18 protein-coding genes are annotated in these 19,343 nt (G+C 72.4%); 7 read left to right on the plus strand and 11 right to left on the minus strand.

Translation table 11 applies throughout. The annotated features are described in order from the left end of the window. Window positions 1-49 precede the first annotated feature (49 nt). Together ACN28A_RS35585 and ACN28A_RS35590 are read left to right on the plus strand one after the other, a co-directional pair. On the plus strand, window positions 50-1,072 hold the full coding sequence (locus ACN28A_RS35585) for a zinc-dependent alcohol dehydrogenase (RefSeq protein ID WP_421403042.1): 1,023 nt from the start codon (window positions 50-52) through the stop codon (window positions 1,070-1,072). 126 nt (window positions 1,073-1,198) lie between these two features. Further along, window positions 1,199-2,092, plus strand: a complete 894-nt coding sequence (locus tag ACN28A_RS35590) for a sulfotransferase domain-containing protein (protein ID WP_421403044.1) — start codon at window positions 1,199-1,201, stop codon at window positions 2,090-2,092. A 19-nt stretch (window positions 2,093-2,111) separates the two neighbouring features. On the opposite strand, the gene ACN28A_RS35595 is transcribed toward ACN28A_RS35590, so the two are convergent. The 6 genes from ACN28A_RS35595 to ACN28A_RS35620 all read right to left on the minus strand — a co-directional run bounded on the left by ACN28A_RS35595 (window position 2,112) and on the right by ACN28A_RS35620 (window position 7,987). Continuing rightward, window positions 2,112-2,783, minus strand: coding sequence for a FadR/GntR family transcriptional regulator (locus tag ACN28A_RS35595; protein WP_421403046.1), 672 nt, complete (start codon window positions 2,781-2,783; stop codon window positions 2,112-2,114). Between the two features lie 44 nt (window positions 2,784-2,827). Beyond that, window positions 2,828-3,679 (minus strand): amidohydrolase family protein, encoded by an 852-nt coding sequence (locus ACN28A_RS35600; protein WP_421403047.1) that lies wholly within the window; start codon window positions 3,677-3,679, stop codon window positions 2,828-2,830. After that, complete coding sequence (locus tag ACN28A_RS35605; RefSeq protein ID WP_421403049.1) at window positions 3,676-4,689, minus strand: aldo/keto reductase; 1,014 nt, start codon at window positions 4,687-4,689, stop codon at window positions 3,676-3,678. Before ACN28A_RS35605 ends, ACN28A_RS35600 begins: the two co-directional genes overlap by 4 nt. 186 nt (window positions 4,690-4,875) lie before the next feature. Further along, window positions 4,876-5,619, minus strand: coding sequence for an SDR family NAD(P)-dependent oxidoreductase (locus ACN28A_RS35610; protein ID WP_421403051.1), 744 nt, complete (start codon window positions 5,617-5,619; stop codon window positions 4,876-4,878). A 137-nt stretch (window positions 5,620-5,756) separates the two neighbouring features. Continuing rightward, the gene (locus ACN28A_RS35615; protein ID WP_421403053.1) at window positions 5,757-7,160 is read right to left on the minus strand and encodes an L-fuconate dehydratase; all 1,404 of its coding nucleotides are present in this window, start codon (window positions 7,158-7,160) and stop codon (window positions 5,757-5,759) included. Further along, complete coding sequence (locus tag ACN28A_RS35620; RefSeq protein ID WP_421403055.1) at window positions 7,157-7,987, minus strand: fumarylacetoacetate hydrolase family protein; 831 nt, start codon at window positions 7,985-7,987, stop codon at window positions 7,157-7,159. The genes ACN28A_RS35615 and ACN28A_RS35620 overlap by 4 nt, the downstream gene beginning before the upstream one ends. A 274-nt stretch (window positions 7,988-8,261) precedes the next feature. Here ACN28A_RS35620 and ACN28A_RS35625 point away from each other — a divergent pair, with 274 nt between their 5' ends. Next, a complete protein-coding gene (locus ACN28A_RS35625) occupies window positions 8,262-10,613 on the plus strand; it encodes a glycoside hydrolase family 95 protein (protein ID WP_421403057.1) in 2,352 nt (783 codons plus the stop codon). A 90-nt stretch (window positions 10,614-10,703) separates the two neighbouring features. Here the strand turns inward: ACN28A_RS35625 and ACN28A_RS35630 are convergent, their stop codons facing one another. Next, window positions 10,704-11,690 (minus strand): NAD(P)-dependent alcohol dehydrogenase, encoded by a 987-nt coding sequence (locus ACN28A_RS35630; protein ID WP_421403059.1) that lies wholly within the window; start codon window positions 11,688-11,690, stop codon window positions 10,704-10,706. 116 nt (window positions 11,691-11,806) lie between these two features. On the opposite strand from ACN28A_RS35630, the gene ACN28A_RS35635 reads away from it, so the two are divergent. Further along, window positions 11,807-12,559 (plus strand): TetR/AcrR family transcriptional regulator, encoded by a 753-nt coding sequence (locus tag ACN28A_RS35635; RefSeq protein WP_421403061.1) that lies wholly within the window; start codon window positions 11,807-11,809, stop codon window positions 12,557-12,559. Between the two features lie 175 nt (window positions 12,560-12,734). Next, window positions 12,735-15,746, plus strand: a complete 3,012-nt coding sequence (locus ACN28A_RS35640) for a family 16 glycoside hydrolase (RefSeq protein ID WP_421403063.1) — start codon at window positions 12,735-12,737, stop codon at window positions 15,744-15,746. 95 nt (window positions 15,747-15,841) lie between these two features. On the opposite strand, the gene ACN28A_RS35645 is transcribed toward ACN28A_RS35640, so the two are convergent. Both ACN28A_RS35645 and ACN28A_RS35650 read right to left on the minus strand, forming a co-directional pair. Continuing rightward, entirely contained in the window at window positions 15,842-16,195 is a 354-nt protein-coding gene (locus ACN28A_RS35645) for a DoxX family protein (RefSeq protein ID WP_421403064.1), read from the minus strand. 88 nt (window positions 16,196-16,283) lie between these two features. Then, window positions 16,284-16,880, minus strand: coding sequence for a TetR/AcrR family transcriptional regulator (locus ACN28A_RS35650; RefSeq protein WP_421403065.1), 597 nt, complete (start codon window positions 16,878-16,880; stop codon window positions 16,284-16,286). An 88-nt stretch (window positions 16,881-16,968) separates the two neighbouring features. Between ACN28A_RS35650 and ACN28A_RS35655 the strand changes: the two genes are divergently transcribed. After that, window positions 16,969-17,343 carry a nuclear transport factor 2 family protein gene (locus tag ACN28A_RS35655; RefSeq protein ID WP_421403067.1) on the plus strand — a complete coding sequence of 125 codons (375 nt, stop codon included), beginning with the start codon at window positions 16,969-16,971 and terminating at the stop codon, window positions 17,341-17,343. A 64-nt stretch (window positions 17,344-17,407) separates the two neighbouring features. On the opposite strand, the gene ACN28A_RS35660 is transcribed toward ACN28A_RS35655, so the two are convergent. After that, on the minus strand, window positions 17,408-17,665 hold the full coding sequence (locus ACN28A_RS35660) for a hypothetical protein (RefSeq protein WP_421403069.1): 258 nt from the start codon (window positions 17,663-17,665) through the stop codon (window positions 17,408-17,410). A gap of 251 nt (window positions 17,666-17,916) precedes the next feature. Between ACN28A_RS35660 and ACN28A_RS35665 the strand changes: the two genes are divergently transcribed. Beyond that, window positions 17,917-18,381 (plus strand): GNAT family N-acetyltransferase, encoded by a 465-nt coding sequence (locus tag ACN28A_RS35665; RefSeq protein WP_421403071.1) that lies wholly within the window; start codon window positions 17,917-17,919, stop codon window positions 18,379-18,381. 14 nt (window positions 18,382-18,395) lie between these two features. Here the strand turns inward: ACN28A_RS35665 and ACN28A_RS35670 are convergent, their stop codons facing one another. Continuing rightward, complete coding sequence (locus tag ACN28A_RS35670) at window positions 18,396-19,160, minus strand: TOPRIM nucleotidyl transferase/hydrolase domain-containing protein (RefSeq protein WP_421403072.1); 765 nt, start codon at window positions 19,158-19,160, stop codon at window positions 18,396-18,398. Window positions 19,161-19,343 lie beyond the last annotated feature (183 nt).

Below are 19,343 nucleotides of genomic sequence, written 5' to 3' on the forward strand. Positions count from 1 at the left end.
CGGGCCGCCGTCGCAGCCGGTGACCACCGCCGGTACGGTGGGCTGAGTCGTGCGCGCCCTCGTGCTGACCGGTCCGGGCACGGCCGAGGTGCGCGAGGTCGAGCCGCCGGTCGCCGGGCCGGGCGAGGTGGTCGTGGACGTGCTGCGGGCGGGTGTCTGCGGCACCGACGCGGAGTTCTTCTCCGGTCAGATGGCGTACCTGCACAGCGGTGACGCGCGTTATCCGCTGCGGATCGGCCACGAGTGGTGCGGGGTCGTCTCGGCGGTCGGTCCCGGGGTGCCCGGGAGCTGGCTGGGTCGGCGGGTCACCGGCGACACGATGCTCGGCTGCGGCCGGTGCGCCCGTTGCCGGGGCGGCCGGCAGCACCTCTGCGCGGACCGCTACGAGATCGGCATCCGGGGTGGCTGGCCGGGTGCGCTCGCCGAGCGGCTTCCGGTGCCGGTCCGGGCCCTGCACCCGCTGCCCGACCAGGTCGACGCCACGCTCGGCGCGCTCGTCGAGCCGGGCGGCAACGCGCTGCGGGTGGTCGAGGCGGCGCGGGTCGGCCCCGGCCGGCGGCTGCTGGTGCTCGGGCCGGGCACCATCGGGCTGCTGGTGGCGCAGATCGCGGCGGCCCGGGGCGCCGAGGTGCACCTGCTGGGCCGGGACGACGCCACGCTCGAGTTCGCCCGCCGGCTCGGCTTCGGGTACGCCTGGACGGCGCGGACCCTGCCGGAGCCGGCCGCGCTGACCTTCGACGCGGTGGCCGACGCCGCCAACGACGAGACCCTGCCGGCGTACGCGGTGCGGCGGGTGGAGCCCGGCGGCCGGGTCGTGTACATCGGACTCGCCGAGCGGCCGAGCCTGCTCGACACCCGGGAACTGGTGCTCAGGGACGTCACCGCGGTCGGCGTGCTCAGCGCCTCCGGCGGGCTCGCCGGCACCGTCGCGCTGTACGCCTCGGGCGCCGTCGACCCGCGCCCGCTGGTGGCGGCGACCGTGGGACTGGACGAGGTGGCGGCGGTACTGGGCGGCGACCGCGATCCCGGCTGGGGCGCCGCCCCGAAGATCCACGTCGACCCGCGACGCTGATCGGCGGGCCGAGGCTCGGTTGTTGCCGATGTTACGTCCGCCGACCGGTTCTTGTAGCTTGTAGGCGTTGTCTCGACTGTCCTGCGGCGTAGCCCTGGCCGGATAGGCATGGAGAGGGTTTAGGCGATGATGAAGCGTGCCGTTCGGTTCACCAAGCACAACACGCCCAACTCGGTGCGGGTGGTGGCACGGCGGGTGATGGGTGAGGCATACAACGCGAAGCTGCGACTTTCCGTGCCGGTGGAGTCACGCAGCGAGTTCGGCAACGTCTACCACTGCACGATCCGCAAGACCGCCAGCCAATGGATCAAGGCCCTGCTCAGCGACCCGGTCGTCTACCGCTACTCCGGCCTGCTGCCCTACGACCCGCGCCCGCACAAGTGGCGTTACCCGCAGCCCTTCCCGCGCGGCCGGGTGGTCTCCACGCTCTTCGTCTCCTACAACGGCTTCAAGAACATCCCCAAGCCGGACCCGCACCGGGTGTTCTTCGTGATCCGCGACCCGCGCGACATCGTGGTCTCCAGCTACTTCTCCTACCGCAGCTCGCACACCGCGATGGGTGACGTCCTGGAGGTGCGGAAGGTCCTCCAGGAGAAGCCGAAGAAGGAGGGCATGCTCTACCTGATCGACCACCTGGCCGGCAAGGGCACGTTCCGGTCGTTGCGGGCCTGGGCGAAGGCGCCGGACAACGGGACCGTCGGCCTGTTCAAGTACGAGGACCTGACCGGGGAGCGGCAGGCGGACGAGGTGGCGCGGCTGATGCGGCACTGCGGGTTCCCGATCCCGCCGGACGAGTTGACGGCACTGCTGTCCCGGTACAGCTTCTCCAGGATGCGGAGCACCCGGGCGAGCGCGGGGCCGCTCTCGCACTACCGCAGGGGCGCGCACGGCGACTGGGTCAACCACTTCGACGACGACATCCACGAGGCGTTCGTCGCGGCCACCGGCGACCTCGTCGACGTGCTCGGCTACCCCGGGTCCGACCAGGTCTTCCAGGAGCACAGCGCACAGCAGTCCTGACCGGTGGTGGCCGGCGTCGTCACAGCACCCGGCGCAGCCACTCCTCCACCCCGGCGATGTGCACCGTCGCCCAGGCCCGGGCCAGCTCCGGCTCCCCCGACGCGACCGCGTCCAGGATCGCCGCGTGCTGCTCCCGGGTCTTCTCGACCGCCCCCTCCTGGGTCAGCCCGCGCCACACCCGGGCCCGGGTGGTCGGGCCGGAGAGGCTGTCCAGCAGCGACGTCAGCACGTTGTTGCCGGCACACGCCGCGATCTGCCGGTGAAACTCCAGGTCGTTCGCGACCAGCTCGTCGATGCTCGGGTCGTCGGCGAGCCCGTCCAGCACCGCCCGCAGCCCGGCCAGCCGCGCCTCGGTCATCCGCTGCGCCGCCAGCGCCGTCGCGGCCGGTTCCAGGATCCGGCGTACCTCCAGGAACTCCAGCACGGTGTCGTCGCGGTGGAAGTCGACGACGAAGCTCAGCGCGTCCAGCAGCAGCGCCGGGTCGAGGCTCGTCACGTACGTCCCGTCGCCCTGCCGGACGTCGAGGACCCGGATCAGCGAGAGCGCCCTGACCGCCTCCCGCAGCGAGTTGCGGGACAGGCCGAGCCGCTCGGCCAGGTCGGGTTCCCGGGGCAGCCGGTCACCGGGGCGCAGTTCACCGGCGACGATCATCTGCTTGATCTTGTCGATCGCCTCGTCCGTGACCGCCACGCGTTCCTCCCACGTCCATGCGTACCGCGAAGACCGGCCGCAGGTCAGTCCCGGAGCCGGTAGGCGCGCACCGCCGTCGCGCCGAAGACCGCCGACCGCTCGGCCGTCGACAGCGGCGGCAGCACCTCGGTCAACGCCGCCAGCACCGCGCCGTAGTCGGCGGCGAGCCGGCAGACCGGCCAGTCCGAGCCGAACATCAGCCGCTCCGGCCCGAACAGCCGGACCGCCTCGGCGACGAACGGCCGCAGGTCGGCGGGAAGCCACCGCCGCCAGTCCGCCTCGGTCACCAGGCCGGAGAGCTTCGCGGTGACGTTCGGCGAGGCCGCCAGCTCGGCCAGCGGACCGGCCCAGCCGGCCAACCCGGCCGCACCGTCCCGGACCGCCGGCTTGCCCAGGTGGTCCAGCACGAAGCGCAGCTCCGGCACCTCGCGGGCGACCCGGGCCACCGCCGGCAACTGGTCCGCCCGGCACACCACGTCGAAGGCCAGTCCGGCTTCCGCGACGGTACGCAGCCCGCGCCGCACCGCCGGCCGGTCCAGGTAGCCCGGATCGGTCTCGCCCTGCAACTGCGGCCGGACCCCGACCAGCAGCTCCCCACCGGGCAGCGCCCGGTAGCCGGCGATCGTCGCGGCCAGCTCCGGATCGGCCGGGTCGGCCCAGGCCACCACCCCGGCGATCGCCGGGGTACTGGCGGCGTAGCCGAGCAGGATCTCCGCCTCGCCGGTGTCGCAGCGCCCGCCCTCGACCAGTACGGTCCGGTCGACTCCGGCCGCGGCCAGCTCGGCGAGCAGGTCGGCGGGGAGGAACGAGCGGCGGATCGGGGCCAGTTCGGGCGCGTCGAGCCAGGAGTAGCCGTCGGAGATCCGCCACAGGTGGTGGTGAGCGTCGACGATCATCGCGCACCCACCCGGGACGTGGGTACCGGTGCGTCCGCGCGGAGCAGTCCCGCGGCGACCAGCTCCGACCAGAACTCCCCGGGTGGCGGGTCGGCGGCGTGCAGCGCGGCGTTCCGGCGTACCTGCTCGGGGTGGTGCGCGCCGACCACCACCGAGGCGACCGCCGGGTGCGCGGCGGCGAAGGCGAGTGCCGCCGCCGGCAGGGTGCTGCCGTACCCGGCGCAGATCGTGGCGATCGTCCGGGCCCGCTCCACGAGTTCGGCCGGCGCGTCGGCGTAGTCGTACGGAAGTCCGGCGTGTGGCCGCTCGACGGCGAGCAACCCGCTGTTGAAGACCCCGGCGGCCAGCACCGAGACGCCGCGCCGCTGGCAGTCCGGCAGCAGGCCGTCCAGCGCCGGCTGCTCCAGCAGGGTGTACCGGCCGGCCACCATCACCGCGTCGATCTCGGTCTCGGCGACGAACCGGTGCAGCACCTGCCACTGCTTCGAGCCGACCCCTACGGCACCGACGACACCCTCGGCGCGCAGCTGGTGCAGGGCCGGATAGCCCTGTTCCAGCGCCTGCGTCTGGTGGTCCTCCGGGTCGTGCAGCAGCACCAGGTCGATCCGGTCCAGCCCGAGCCGGCCCAGGCTCGCCTCCAGCGACCGCCGCACCCCGTCGGCGCTGAAGTCCCAGTGCCGCCGGTGGTCGGCGGGCACGTCGAAGCCCTCGTCGTCCCGCCGCCCCGCCCCGGACGGGTCCGGCACCAGCAGCCGCCCCACCTTGCTGCTCACCGTGTACTCGTCGCGCGGCAGCGTACGCAGCGCGTCGCCGAGCCGCCGCTCGGAGAGTCCGAGCCCGTAGTGCGGTGCCGTGTCGAAGTAGCGGATACCGGCGTCCCAGGCCGCCGCGACCGTCGCCAGCGCCTCGGCCTCGCCGACCGCCGTGTAGAGGTTGCCGATCGGGGCGCAGCCGAGGCCGAGCGGGCTCACCTGCACCGCCGAGTGCCCCAGCCTGGTTCCGGCGGTCACGCCGGCTCTCCTTCGCGTGCCACCGAAGAGGCTCCTTTCGATACCGTTCCGACACAGACGGCCTGGACGGGCAATAGATCGGATGTCTACCAGGCCACTCCCGGGCCCACAAGAGGCAGGCGTGGCAAACTTCCCGAACGCTTCTTGACGTCAGGAACCGTTAGGTCGGATGACCAGCGGAACGAGTCAGCCTGGCGGCGGGGCCGAGCGCGGGCGCAGCCCGTACATGCCGCCGTCCACGCCCAGCACCACGCCGGTGGTCGCCCCGGAGTACGGGCTGGCGAGGTAGGCGATCGCCGCCGCCACCTCTTCCGGGCCGACCAACCTGCCGGTGGGCTGGCGGGCCTGGAGTGCGGCGAGTTCCGCCGCCGGGTCGCCGGCCGAGTTCAGCAGCCGGCGTACCCAGGGGGTGTCCACGGTCCCGGGGTTGACGCAGTTGACCCGGATCCCCTCCCCGACGTGGTCGGCCGCCATCGCCAGGGTGAGCGACTGCACCGCACCCTTGCTGGCGCTGTAGAGCGCCCGGTCGGGCAGCCCGGCCCAGGCCGCGATCGAGCAGGTGTTGACGATCGCGGCGTACGACGACCGGCGCAGGTGCGGCAGGGCGGCCCGGGTCACCCGGACCATTCCGACCACGTTCACGTCGAGCACCCGGTGCCACTCGTCGTCCGGGTTCGTCTCCACGGTGCCCAGGGCGCCGATCCCGGCGTTGTTGACGAGTACGTCGATGCCGCCGTGCGCCCGCACCACCGTGGCGATCCCGGCGCGCACCGAGGCGTCGTCGGAGATGTCGGCGGTGATGCCGAGCAGTGGCTCGGGCACCGCCGCCGGGTCCAGGTCCAGGCAGGCGACCCGGGCACCCCGGTCGGCCAGCAGCTTGGCGGTGGCCAGTCCGATGCCCGAGGCGCCACCGGTCACCACCGCGCTCAACCCGGCGAACTCGCCCCGGCCGGCACCTCCGCCGGCCGTTCCGCCTGGCCCGCCCGCCCCGGTTCCGCCGGGCCCGCCTGGCCCGGTTCCGCCGGGCCCCCCTGGCCCGCCCGCCCCGTCGGGACCGTTGCCGGCGGTCATGGCAGCACGCCCCCGGGCCCCGGGGGCGGAGCCGCGGCGCCCGGTGCCGAGGTCGCCGCCCCGCGCCCCGGGACCGGAGCCACCGCGCCGGCCGCCGTCGGCGGGGTCGCCGCCCAGACCGGGCCGTCCGGGTAGGCGTACCCGGCAAGCGTCTCCGGGCGCATCGTGGAGCTGAACCCGGGCGCGCCGGGTGCCAGGTACCGGCCCCGGCGGACCACCACCGGGTCGACGAAGTGCTCGTGCAGGTGGTCGACGTACTCGATGACCCGGTCCCGCATCGAGCCAGCGACGGCGACGTAGTCGAACATCGACAGGTGCTGGACGAGTTCGCAGAGCCCCACCCCGCCCGCGTGCGGGCAGACCGGCACGCCGAACTTCGCCGCCAGCAGCAGGATCGCGACGTTCTCGTTGACCCCGGCCACCCGGCTGGCGTCGATCTGCACGTACGAGATCGCGCCGAGCTGGAGCAGTTGCTTGAACACCACCCGGTTGGCGACGTGCTCACCGGTGGCGATCCGCACGGGGGCGAGTTCCCGGGCGATGGTGGCGTGTCCGACGACGTCGTCCGGGCTGGTCGGCTCCTCGATCCAGTACGGGTCGTAGGGCGCCAGCTCGCGCACCCAGCGGATCGCCTCGGGTACGTCCCAGCGCTGGTTGGCGTCGACCGCGATCCGGATGTCGGGCCCGCAGGTCTCGCGGGCGATGGCCATCCGCCGGATGTCGTCGGCCAGGTCGGCGCCGACCTTCAGCTTGATCTGGGTGAAGCCGTCGGCCAGCGCCTCGGCGCAGAGCCGGCGCAGCTTGTCGTCGTCGTAGCCGAGCCACCCGGGTGAGGTGGTGTACGCCGGGAAGCCGTCGCGCAGCAGCCGCTCCTCCCGTTCGACCCGGCCGGGGCGGGCGGCGTGCAGGATGCCCAGCGCCTCGTCCCGGGTCAGTACGTCGCTGAGATAGCGGAAGTCGACCAGGTCGACGAGTTCCTCCGGGCTCATCCGGGCCAGCAGTCGCCACAGTGGCATGCCGGCCCGCTTGGCCCGCAGGTCCCAGAGCGCGTTGACCACGGCGGCGACCGCCATGTGCATGACGCCCTTCTCCGGCCCCAGCCAGCGCAGTTGCGAGTCGTGCACCAGCTCGCGCCAGAAGCCGCCGAGGTCGCCGAGGACCGCCTCGACCCGCCGGCCGACCAGGTACGGCCGCAGCGCGCCGATCGCCGCGGCCTGGATGTCGTTGCCCCGGCCGATGGTGAAGGCGAAGCCGTGCCCCTCGTGCCCGTCCCCGGCGTCGGTGCGGATCACCACGTACGCGGCCGAGTAGTCCGGGTCGGGGTTCATCGCGTCCGAGCCGTCGAGTTCCCGGGAGGTCGGGAAGCGGATGTCGGCGATCTCCAGTCCGGTGAAGATCATGCCTGGCCCACCGTCTGCCGTTGCCGCCCCAGCCCGTCGATCTCCAGCTCGACGACGTCACCGGCGACCAGGTACGGCTTCGGCTCGGGTTGGCCGAGCGCCACCCCGGCCGGGGTGCCGGTGTTTATCACGTCTCCCGGATAGAGCACCATGAACTGGCTCAGGTAGTGCACGATCTCGGCCACCGGGAAGACCATGTTCGCGGTGTTGCCGTCCTGCCTGAGCGTGCCGTTGACCCACAGCCGCAGCCCGAGCCGCTGCGGGTCGGGCACCTCGTCGGCGGTGACCAGCCAGGGGCCGAGCGGGTTGAAGGTCTCGCAGTTCTTGCCCTTGTCCCACTGCCCACCGCGTTCGAGCTGGTACTCCCGCTCGGAGACGTCGTGCGAGACGGCGTACCCGGCGACGTGGTCGAGCGCCTCCCCGGGACCGGCCAGGTATCGTGCCGTCCGCCCGATCACCACGGCCAGTTCGACCTCCCAGTCGGTCCTGGTGCTGCCGCGCGGCAGCAGCACCTCGTCGTCCGGGCCGACCACCGTGTCGGCGGCCTTCATGAAGACCACCGGCTCGGTGGGAAGCGGGGCGCCGGTCTCGGCGGCGTGGTCCCGGTAGTTCAGCCCGATGCAGACGATCTTCCCGGGCCGCAGCGGTGGCCCGATCCGCAGCCCGTCGGGCAGCACCGGCAGGCTCCCGGCGTCGAGCCCGGCCAGCCGCTCGACCCCGCCGCCGGCCAGGAACGCCCCGTCCAGGTCATCGACGACCGCGCCGAGGTCGCGCAGCCGTCCGGCCTCGTCCAGCAGCGCCGGGGACTCCTGTCCCGGTGCGCCCACCCGCAATAGCCTCACCCGTCGCCCCCAGCCTTCCGCGTAACCCGTCAGCGATAGGTCCGATGTCTATCAGGTGGGTTCACCGGCGCACAAGAGCCGGGAGCCGATCACCGCCGCGCTGACCTGCCCGCGCTCCACCCCGAGGCCGCACCTTCTGGACGGGGCCGCCGGCGTCGACATCGACGATCCGGGGCCCGCCCTTGTCTGCCCGGCCTGTCCTTTGTAATCTCGACGCCAAACATCGGATGCGTGCCCGAGAAACCTTCGGAGGCAGGCCATGGCGAACCCCGAGCGCGGGTCGGGCGCCGCCGCCTCCGCCGGGGATCCGCTCACCCTCTGGTACGACGAGCCGGCCGCCGACTGGGAGACCCGGGCCCTGCCGATCGGCAACGGCGCCCTCGGCGGGATGGTCTTCGGCCGGCTCGGCACCGAGACGGTGCAGTTCAACGAGAAGACGCTCTGGACCGGTGGTCCGGGCTCGGCCGGCGGCTACGACTTCGGCAACTGGACCTCGCCGCGTCCCGGCGCGATCGACGAGGTGCGACGCCTGATCGACGAGCGGGGCCGGCTCGACCCGGCGGAGGTGGCGGAGCGGCTCGGCCAGCCGAAGCGCGGCTTCGGGGCGTACGACACCTTCGGGGAGTTGTCGCTGCGGCTCACCGGGCACCCCGGCCCGGTCGCCGACTACCGTCGCGAGCTGGACCTCGGCCGGGCCGTCGCCACGGTCGGCTACACCGCCGACGGGGTGCGGCACACCCGCGAGTACTTCGCCAGCCACCCCGACGGGGTACTCGTGCTGCGGCTGGTCGCCGACCGGCCCGGCAGGATCGGCTTCACCGCCGGGGTGACCGCGCCGGACAACCGCTCGAAGCAGGTCACCGCCAGTGGCGGCCGGATCACCTTCGCCGGTGCGCTCACCGACAACGGGCTCAGGTACGAGGCGCAGATCCAGGTCCTCGCCGACGGCGGTACGGTCACCTGCGGCGCCGACGGCACGGTCACGGTGACCGGGGCGGATGCCGCCACGCTGGTGCTGGGCGCCGGCACGGACTACGCGGGCGGCGCTCCGACGTACCGGGGCGCCGACCCGCACGCCCGGGTCACCGCGACTGTCGACGCGGCGGCCGGGAGGTCCTATCCGGACCTGCTCGCCGCGCACACCGCCGACCACCGCGCGCTCTTCGACCGGGTACGCCTGGACATCGGCCAGCGGATGCCGGCCATCCCCACCGACGAGCTGCTGCGGCGCTACCGTGCCGGGACATCGGCGGCGGACCGCGCGCTGGAGGCGCTCTTCTTCGCCTACGGCCGCTATCTGCTGATCGCCTCCTCCCGGGCCGGCTCGCTGCCGGCGAATCTCCAGGGCGTCTGGAACAACGTCAGCGACCCGCCGTGGGATGCCGACCACCACCTCAACGTCAACCTCCAGATGAACTACTGGCCGGCCGAGACGACGAATCTCGCCGAGACCACCGCCCCGCTCTTCGACTTCGTCGACGCGCTGGTGCCGCCGGGCAGGGTCACCGCCCGGCAGGTCCACGGCAACCGGGGCTGGGTGGTGCACAACGAGACGAACGTCTACGGCTTCACCGGCCTGCACAGCTATCCGCAGGCGTTCTGGTTCCCCGAGGCCGGTGCCTGGCTGGCTCGGCACTACTACGAGCACTACCTGTTCACAGGTGACGAGCGGTTCCTCCGGCAGCGGGCGTACCCGCTGATGCGGGAACTGGCGCTCTTCTGGCTGGACGAGCTGGTGGTCGACCCGCGCGACGGCAGCCTGGTGGTCTCGCCGAGCTACTCGCCGGAGCACGGCGACTTCACCGCCGGTGCCTCGATGTCGCAGCAGATCGTCCGGGAACTCCTCGGCAACACCGTCGAGGCGGCCGGGATCGTCGGCGGCGACGACGCGTTCCGCCGCGAGCTGCGGGACGCGCTGGGCCGGCTCGACCCGGGGCTGCGGGTCGGCTCGTGGGAGCAGTTGCAGGAGTGGAAGGCGGACCTGGACGATCCGGCCGACCGGCACCGGCACGTCTCGCAGCTGTTCGCCCTGCATCCGGGCGCGCAGATCAGCCCGCTCGACGATCCGGAGCTGGCCGCCGCCGCCCGGGTCTCGCTCACCGCGCGCGGCGACGGCGGTACGGGCTGGAGCAGGGCGTGGAAGATCAGTTTCTGGGCCCGGCTGCTGGACGGGGACCGGGCACACCGGATGCTCGCCGGGCAACTGCGGCAGAGCACATTGCCGAACCTCTGGGACACCCACCCGCCGTTCCAGATCGACGGCAACTTCGGTGCCACTGCGGGGATCGCCGAGATGCTGGTGCAGAGCCAGCGCGGCGAGGTTCACCTGCTGCCGGCGCTGCCCGGTGCCTGGCCGACCGGATCGATCCGCGGCCTGCGGGCCCGGGGTGGGCTGACCGTCGACGTGGCGTGGTCGGCGGGAGCAGCCACCGAGATCGCCCTGACCGCCGACCGGACCGCCGAGGTGACACTCCGCAGCCCGCTCTTCGCCACCCCACACACCCTGCGGGACACGACCACCGGCGAGCCGGTGCCCGCCACCCCGCACGGCGACCGCCTCACCCTCACCCTTTACGCCCACCACCGCTATCTCGCCACCGAAGCCCGGTGATCGCACTACTTCCGGGAAAGAGTGGCCTCCACCCGCCGGATGGCCACTCTTTCCCCGATCGAGCGCGATCTTCCCTGGCTCGGGGTGGGATCAGGGGACGGTGATGACGACTTTGGCGCGGGCGTGTTCGGTTTCGAGGTAGCGGATGGCGTCGGGGACCTGGTGCAGCGGGTAGGTCCGGTCGATGACCGGGGTGAGCCGGCCGGCCTCGGCGTGTTCGCGGAGCGTGTCGAGGTGTTGTCGGCCGGGCGCGGCGTCGAGAACGACGATGCGGTGCCGGACGAAGGGTGCCAGCAGCCGCCCGCTGGTGAGAAGCCGGACCGGTCCGAGCAGGTTGCCGCCGCTGAACACGCCGCCGCCGGAGAGCACTAGCGTGCCGGTCGGGGTGAGCGAGCGCCGCAGCGCGGTGAGCGAGCGGTTGCCGACCAGGTCGAGGACGAGGTCGTGCGGGCCGGCGATCTGGGTGAAGTCGTCGCGGGTGTAGTCGACGACCCGGTCGGCGCCGAGCGAGCGGACCAGGTCGACGTTGCGGGTGCTGCACACCCCGGTGACGGTCGCACCGAGCACCTTGGCCAGTTGGACGGCGAGGGTGCCGACACCGCCGGACGCGCCGTTGACGAGGACGCGGTGACCGGGCTGGAGCCGACCGACGTCGCGGAGTCCCATCAGGGCGGTGACCCCGGCCAGCGGCAGGGCGGCGGCCTGCTGCGCCGTGAGGTTCGCCGGCTTGGCCGCGACCAGGGCCTCGGGCACGCAGACGTACTCGGCGAAGGCGCCGTTGGCGTCGCCGAGGTCGCCGAAGACGGCGTCGCCGGGGCGTAGCCGCCGGACGTCGGCACCGACCGCCGTGACCTGGCCGGCGAAGTCCCGGCCTCGGATCCGCGCCCGGGGCGCGGGCCGGCCCCACGCCAGCCGTGCCATCCGGGGATCGCCCCGCACGATGTGCCAGTCGTACGCGTTCAGCGCGGCAGCCTCGACCCGTACCAGCACCTCGTCGGCGGCCGGCACCGGCACGTCGACGTCGTCGAGCCGGAGTGTCTCCGGCGGCCCGTACCGGTCCTGCACGATCGCCTTCATCTTTCCCTACCTCCCCCTGGTGTACGGCGTACACCCACTGCCAACAGGGTAGGTGTACGGCGTACACTCGTCAAGGCGGATAGGGTTCCAACCGTCGCCGGAAGACGAGGATCGAGATGGTGGAGCAGGCCGAGACCGCGGAGCAGGTCGAGACGGTGGGGCAGGCCGGGACGCCGCGCCGGACGCCGCTGAGCCGGGAACGGGTCCTGCGCGCCGCCGTCGCACTCGCCGACGAGACCGGGATCGAGTCCCTCAGCATGCGCAACCTGGCCCAGGAGCTGGGCGTCGTGCCGATGGCGCTCTACAAGCACGTGGCCAACAAGGACGAACTGCTCGACGGCATGATCGACGTGGTGGTCGGCGAGATCGGGTCACCCGCGTCCGACGCCGGCTGGCAGGACGCGGTCCGGGGCCGGATCCTCGCGGCCCGGCAGGTGCTGCGCCGGCACCCCTGGGCACCGCTGGCGATCGAGTCCCGGAACACGGCGACGCCGGCCGTCCTCGGCTATCTCGACTCGATCGTCGGTACGCTCCGGGCCGGCGGGTTCACCACCGACCTCGCCCACCACGTGATGCACGCGATGGGCAGCCGGGTTCTCGGCTTCAGCCAGGAGTTGTTCGACACGTCCCGGCGCGCCGGGCGGTCCGGCACGGCCGAACCCGAGCCGCCGGCCGCGGCGTTCCCGCCGGAGGCCGCGGCCCGGTTCCCGCACCTCGCGGCGATCGCCACCGCGGCCTCCCACGACGACGCGTCGGTCGTCGGGCAGGGCTGCGACGACCAGTTCGAGTTCGAGTTCGCATTGGACCTGCTGCTGGACGGCATCGAACGGCTGCGCCAGCAGGGCTGGACGTCAGCGTCCCACAGTTGAGTCGAGCGGCCTCCTCGGGTCCCGGGCCAGAAGACTTTTGCTCATGCATGCAAAAGTTTCGCTTGTTCTATCTAAAGTGGTAGGGTCGGCGCTCGATCTTTTGCTAGATCGCGCTGACCGGCTTGGAAGAAACCAGGCTGCTTCCTGGCCGGGATCCCCCTGACCAGGAGGAACCGTGACCCCACCGAACCGACGGCTGCCGCGCCGCCGCAGCGCCACACTCGCGGCGGCGGGCGCCGCACTGGCGGGCCTGCTCGGCACCGCCGTCGTCACCCCCGCCTCGGCCGCGCCCGCCGGCACTGCCGACGTCCCGCCACAGGAGCCCGGCGTCACCCTGCGCTCGTTCGACATGGGCACCTCGCTCGACACGCTCTGCACCCTCAAGCCGGCGCAGACGCCGAACGTGGACAAGCTGATGCCGCAGATCAACTGGACCGGCACCGACGAGTTCGGACTTGCCGACCGGTTCGTCAGCCACGTCGTCGGCAACCTCGCCGCACCCGTCGACGGCAGCTACGCCTTCCGACTGACCAGCGACGACGGGTCCCGGCTGACCATCGGGGAACAGCGCGTCGTCGACCACGACGGGCTGCACGGTGAGACCGCCAAGGAGGGCGAGGTCGAGCTGACCGCCGGGTTGCACCCGCTCTTCGTCGAGTTCTTCGACAACGGCGGCGAACAGGTCCTGCGGCTCGAATGGCGTACCCCCGGAGCCGACGACTTCACCCTGGTGCCGACCTCGGCGCTGAGCACCGACGCGGGCGTCGTGCGGGTCACCGCGCCGGGTTGGAAATACTGCGAGGGGGCCACCGACTCGGCCGGCGACGGCCTGCCGCTGGACCGGGTACACCCCGGCTACACGCTGACCGACCTGCGTCCCGACGGCTACCAGCCGCAGGTCACCGGGATGGCCTTCATGCCCGACGGCGACCTGGTGGTCTCGACCTGGGGCGGCACCGACAACGCCACCGGGGAGATCCACGTGGTCGAGGGAGTCACCGGGCAGAGCGGTCCGGAGCGGGTCAGCTACCGCAGGTTCGCCGACGGACTGCGCGAGCCGCAGGGCGTCGCGGTGGTCGACGGCACCGTCTACGTCAGCCAGAAGCACGAGCTGACGGCGCTGCGCGACACCGACCGGGACGGCGTCGGCGACGAGCGCCGGACCGTCGCCACCTGGCCGTGGGGCGGCAACTTCCACGAGTTCGCGTTCGGCCTGCTCTACCGGGACGGGTACTTCCACCTCAACCTCTCCGTCGCGATCGACCTGGGCGGCGCCACCACGGTCCCGCAGCCCGCGCCGAACCGCGGTACCTCGATCAAGGTGCACGCCCGGACCGGAAGGATCACCTACCTGGCCGGTGGGCTGCGTACCCCCAACGGGATCGGCTGGGGTCCCCGGGGCGAGGTCTTCGTCACCGACAACCAGGGTGGCTGGCTGCCCGCGTCCAAACTGGTCGAGATCAAGCCGGGAGCCTTCTACAACCACTACACCACCCCGGAGGGCCCGTTCGACGACAGGCCGGTGACCCGCCCCGTCGTCTGGCTGCCGCAGAACGAGATCGCCAACTCGCCGTCCACTCCGGTGCTGCTCAAGCGCGGTCCCTACCAGGGGCAGCTCGTGGTCGGCGACGTGACCTACGGCGGCCTGCAACGCGTCTTCCTGGAGAGGGTCGAGGGCCAGTACCAGGGCGCGGTGTTCCGGCACACCCAGGGCCTGGAGGCCGGCGTCAACGAGGTCAGCCTCGGCCCCGACGGCGCGCTCTACGTCGGCGGTCTCGGTGCCGGCGGCAACTGGGGCCAGCAGGGCAAGCTCAGCCACGGCCTACAGAAGCTCACCCCGAACGGCAGGTCGGTGTTCGAGGTCAGGCGGATGCGCGCGACACGCACCGGATTCGAGCTGGAGTACACCGAGCCGCTGTCGGCGCAGACGGCCGGGGAACTCGCCGACGCCTACCAGGCGACACAGTGGCGGTACGGCGCGACGAGCCAGTACGGTGGCCCCAAGCTCGACCTGGAGACCCTCGACGTCAGCCGGGCCGAGCTGTCCCGGGACCGCCGCACGGTCAGGCTCACCGTCCCGGGGCTGAAGGAGAACCGCGTCGTGCACCTCCGCTCGCCCCGGCCGTTCAGCTCGGCCGACGGCGAGGAGCTGTGGAACACCGAGGCGTGGTACACACTCAACGAGATCCCGGGGCGGGTGGTGCAGCCGCAGACGTTCTTCGAGGCCGAGGAGGGCCGGACGGTCGGCGTCGGCATGGCGACCGACCACGCCGGCTACTCCGGCGCCGGCTTCGCGGCCGGGTTCGCCGAGGACGGCGCGTCGACCAGGATCGCCGTCGACGTCCGGAAAGCCGGCACCTACGACCTGGCGATACGCTACAGCAACGGCCCGAACCCGTACTCCGGCGAGAAGCAGTTGAGCCTCTACGTCAACGGCAAGCGGGTGCGGCAGACGGTCTTCCCCTCCACCGTCACCTGGGAGGAGTGGGGCACGGTCAGCACGGCCGTGCGCCTGGCCGAGGGCCGCAACGTCGTCGAGTACCGCAAGGAGGCCGCCGACTCCGGCCACGTCAACCTCGACGTGCTCGCCGTACGGCCGCACGGCGAGCGGATCACCCTCTTCGACGGCCGTGAGCTGACCGGGTGGCAGCACACCGACGGCCGGCAACCCGAGTGGACGGTCGCGGACGGTGCCATGACGGTACGCAACGGCGACCTGCGCACGGTGGAGGCGTTCGGCGACTTCCGGCTGCACGTCGAGTTCAACCTGCCGCGCTACCCGCCGGACGTGACCGGGCAGGATCGCGCCAACAGCGGCGTCTACCTCCAGGACCGCTACGAGATCCAGGTGCTGGACTCGTTCGGCATCGACCCGCCGAAGGTCAACGACGCCGCGGCCATCTACCAGCAGAAGGCACCGGACGTGAACGCCGCACGGCCGCCGCAGAGCTGGCAGTCGTACGACATCGTCTACCGGCAGGCCCGGTACGACGCGGCCGGCGGCAAGGTCGCCAACCCCCGGGTGACGGTGGTGTGGAACGGCGTCACCGTGCACGACGACGTCGAGATCCTCGGCCCGACCGGCGGCAGCCGGCCCGAGGGTCCGGCCTCGGGCGCGATCCGGTTGCAGGACCACGGCAACCCGGTGCAGTACCGCAACATCTGGGTCGAACCGCTCGACCGGTAGCCGCCCGGTAGCGGCATCGACGAACGGCCCACGGACGGCCGGACCGGTTCGCCGGCCCGGCCGTCCATAGCGGTATCAGGTGACGGCCGTAGCGGTCACAGGTGGTGGTGGCCGAGGTTGACGGCCAGCGCGGCGAGCACGGTGACGAAGAAGACCGCCCAGCCCACGAGTTGTCGAGAGCCCACCCGCAGGTGCGCGACGAGCGCGCCGAGGAAGTACAGCACGAGACCGGCGGCGGCGAGGGTGCCCAGGATCGGTACGGCGAATCCGGCCAGCAGGCCCAGCGAACCGGCCGCCAGCAGCAGGCCGAGCACCGGCACCCAGGATCGCGGTATCCGCTTCATGTCCGCCTGCGCCTTCGGATACGCGTGGCCGATCAGATAGGTGACGGCGGCGATGCCGGTGAAGACTGCGGCGACGATGGTGACCGTGACATAGGCAGCGAACACGAACCCTCCCGAGACAGTGTTTGCCTCGAAGACGGGGCGACCCGCCGTGATGTGACCGGAGGACGGCCTGCGATGCCCGGGTCGCCGGTCAGGGCTGACGGACGCCGTACACCCGGAGGATGCTCCGGCGCAGCGCGGCCGCCGCCTCGGCCGTGGTCGCGCGCCCGGCGGCGACCTCGCCGCCGGCGGCGTGTCCGAGCGCGACGGTCGCCGAGACCAGCCAGGCCGGGCTCGCGGTGCGGTCGAACTCGCCGCCGGCCTGGCCACGCCGGACCAGCCGCGCCAGCCGCGCCACGACCGGGGCGTGCCGGCGGTCGTCCTCCGCCGGGTCGGCGGCGGCCACCGAGGGGTCCAGCAGCAGCGGGTACCTGTCGAACAGCCGCCAGGTCGCGTCCAGCCAGCGCAGCAGGGCTTCGGTGGCGGTGCCACTGTCCACGTCGGCGGCGTCGAGTGCGGCGACGGCCTCGTCGGTGATGCGCGCGACGACCGCACCGAGCAGCAGTGGCCGGGACGGGTAGTGGGCGTACACGGTCTGCCGGGTGACCCCGGCCGCTACCGCGACCTGCTCCACCTTCGCGTCCGGATTCCGGCCCAGCACCTCGACGGCGGCGTCGAGTACGGCGGCGGCGCTGCGGTCGGCGTCCGACCGCCGTCGGCGGGGCCGGGAACCGGTCGGTTCTGACACGTTGTCCAACCTATCCGGCAGCGTTAAGTTGGACACAGCTGTCAAAGATAACGACGATCCAAGGTAACGACGACCCGGGAGGGCCCCGATGACACCCCGCGCCGATTTCGCCGGCTATCTGGTCCGCTATCCGCAGGAGGCGGGGCTCGGCGACGAGGACCCGGCGGTCGTGCTGGACCGCTACCACACCCCGGACTACGAGCTGGTCAACGACGGCGTTCCGCTTGACCGGGCACGGCTGCTGGAGCACATCGGCCCGGCCCGCCGACGGGCCACCGGGCTCCGGGTCGAGGTCGAACGGGCACTCGTGGACGGCGACCAGGTCGCCGCCCAATACCGACTCACCGCCGAACTGCGCAAGGGCGGCACGATCACCACCGAGATCTACATGTTCGGCGAACTGGCCGCCGACGGCCGGTTGCGCCGCGCCGTCCAGGTCACCCGGACGGTCCCGGTCAGATAGTTCCACGGGTACGCCGGACGCTCGGCCCGTCGCGCGTCCGGCGTACCCTGCCGGACGACCCGCCTCAGTAGGTGAAGGTCCAGAGGAAGTAGAAGCCGGGGCTGTTCGGGTTGTACACCCGGTACTCGCAGTAGTACCAGCTCCACTGGCCGGTCTGCACACCCTCGCTGCCGTAGCTGTTGCAGAACTGGCCGTCGTAGTAGACGCCGCGCAGCGTACCGCCCACCGGGTCGGCAGCGGCCGGACCGGCGGCGGCCCCGACCAGTCCACCCAGTGCGAGCGTCGCCGCCGCCACCAGGGTCGCCCATCTGCGTCCGCGCATGAACCCTCCTCCCGAAGACGTCCACGGTGCACAGCGACTCCCCGTCGAGCCGTGGCCCTGGACATCGAAGTATGTCGACATCAGGCTCACACGGGCGGATCCGGTGCGGCTCACGACAACGGGCGATGCTACGACGACGATCCGTCAACACGGTCTCCGTCGAACGGGCATCCGCCCAGCCGGAGAAGGACCGGATATACCGGAACAGGGCCTTTCCATGCGGAGGCAGGACGTTGGAACAGGGTACGGACGTGAGGATCGTCATGAGGCCGGCCCGCGCCGAGGAGGCCGGGGCGTTGAGCGAGCTGGCCCTCAGGTCCAAGGCGCACTGGGGCTACCACGAGCGCTTCCTCGATGCCTGCCGGGCCGACCTGACTCTCCGGCCGGAGGAGATCGACGACCGGCGCACCGTGGTCGCCGAGGCGGCCGGTCGGCTCGTCGGCTTCTACACCCTCGACGGCGTACCGCCCGAGGGCGAGCTCGGCAACCTCTGGATCGAGCCCTCCTGGCTGCGTCGTGGAGTCGGCCGCAGGCTCTGGCAGCACGCCGTACGGACCGCCCGGGAGCACGGCTTCCGGAGCGTCTCGATCGGTGCGGACCCCAACGCCGAGGGCTTCTATCTGAACATGGGCGCGGTACGCGTGGGCGAGACGCCGTCCACCGCCATCCCGGGCAGATTCCTTCCGCGGTTGCGGTTCAGGCTTCCCGCCACCTGACCCGGGTCAGTCCGTCAGTGCGGCGCGCAGACGGTGCGGAGCAGCGCGTCCAGCGGCCGTGGCAGGGCGTTCCGGGCTACCGCCGCCTCGACCAGCAACCGGGCGTAGCGGGACTTGCGGCGCGAGCCGCTGCCCAGGAACCGGCGCATCTGCCCCTCGGTATTCCGGCCGCGCCAGGCGGGTTGACTCTGCAACGACCGGAACGAGCCGAGGGCCCCCTGCGAGTCGAAGAGCGCCTCGACGCCCTCGACGCCCACCGCGCGGATCAGCTCGTCCTCCAGGTCCTCGACGCAGACCTGGAAGCCGAGCCGCGCCAGCTCGGCGTCGCTGTCCGGTACGCCGACACCGGCGGTGCGCAGTCCCCGGCGGAAGATCTCCGCCTCGGCGAGATCGCACAGCCCGGCAAGCCGTACCCGCAGCGGCGGCGGACCGAGCCTGGTCAGAAAGCGGCCGATCGCGTGCGCGCCACCGATCGGCACGACCACCACCCGCTCCGCGTCGAGGTCCAGGCCACGGCAAACCGCAGCCGTCTCCACCGCGATCTGGTCACTGATCCCCTCGACAAGCAGCAGAACCAGGGCGTTGTCGGCCCCGACCGCCGCGCTCTCGATCTCCGCCACCATCGCGCCGTCGGACATCGGCACCGCGCTGTCGGACTTCGCCAGGGCGCTGTCGAACTTGGCGAGGGCCCTGGCCGTCGCCCGGACCGGAGCACCATGGCCGCTCGCGTAGCCGTCGAGCACCCGGTGGGCAAGCTCACGGCGACGGGCGACATCCACCGGCGCTCACCGCCGCGTCGACCGTGCGGAGAGATCCTGCGTCCTCGGCCCGATCACGTCCGGACCACCCGGCAAGGCAGGACGGTCACCGGTCCATCGGGGCGTGGCCATGGCCGCCATCATCGGCCGATCACGGACGGTCGACAAGCGTTTTACCGGTAACCCGAAATCCGGTCGGTGCGA

It is taken from the genome of Plantactinospora sp. WMMB782 (genome assembly GCF_049179135.1).
Lineage (GTDB): Bacteria > Actinomycetota > Actinomycetes > Mycobacteriales > Micromonosporaceae > Plantactinospora.

Bases quoted from the DNA above. Each gene is read 5' to 3' on its own strand.
- ACN28A_RS35660 (WP_421403069.1), bottom strand. From the start codon at position 17,665: ATGCGCGGACGCAGATGGGCGACCCTGGTGGCGGCGGCGACGCTCGCA.
- ACN28A_RS35655 (WP_421403067.1), top strand. From the start codon at position 16,969: ATGACACCCCGCGCCGATTTCGCCGGCTATCTGGTCCGCTATCCGCAG.
- ACN28A_RS35615 (WP_421403053.1), bottom strand. From the start codon at position 7,160: ATGATCTTCACCGGACTGGAGATCGCCGACATCCGCTTCCCGACCTCC.
- ACN28A_RS35630 (WP_421403059.1), bottom strand. From the start codon at position 11,690: ATGAAGGCGATCGTGCAGGACCGGTACGGGCCGCCGGAGACACTCCGG.
- ACN28A_RS35625 (WP_421403057.1), top strand. From the start codon at position 8,262: ATGGCGAACCCCGAGCGCGGGTCGGGCGCCGCCGCCTCCGCCGGGGAT.
- ACN28A_RS35590 (WP_421403044.1), top strand. From the start codon at position 1,199: ATGATGAAGCGTGCCGTTCGGTTCACCAAGCACAACACGCCCAACTCG.
- ACN28A_RS35635 (WP_421403061.1), top strand. From the start codon at position 11,807: ATGGTGGAGCAGGCCGAGACCGCGGAGCAGGTCGAGACGGTGGGGCAG.
- ACN28A_RS35600 (WP_421403047.1), bottom strand. From the start codon at position 3,679: ATGATCGTCGACGCTCACCACCACCTGTGGCGGATCTCCGACGGCTAC.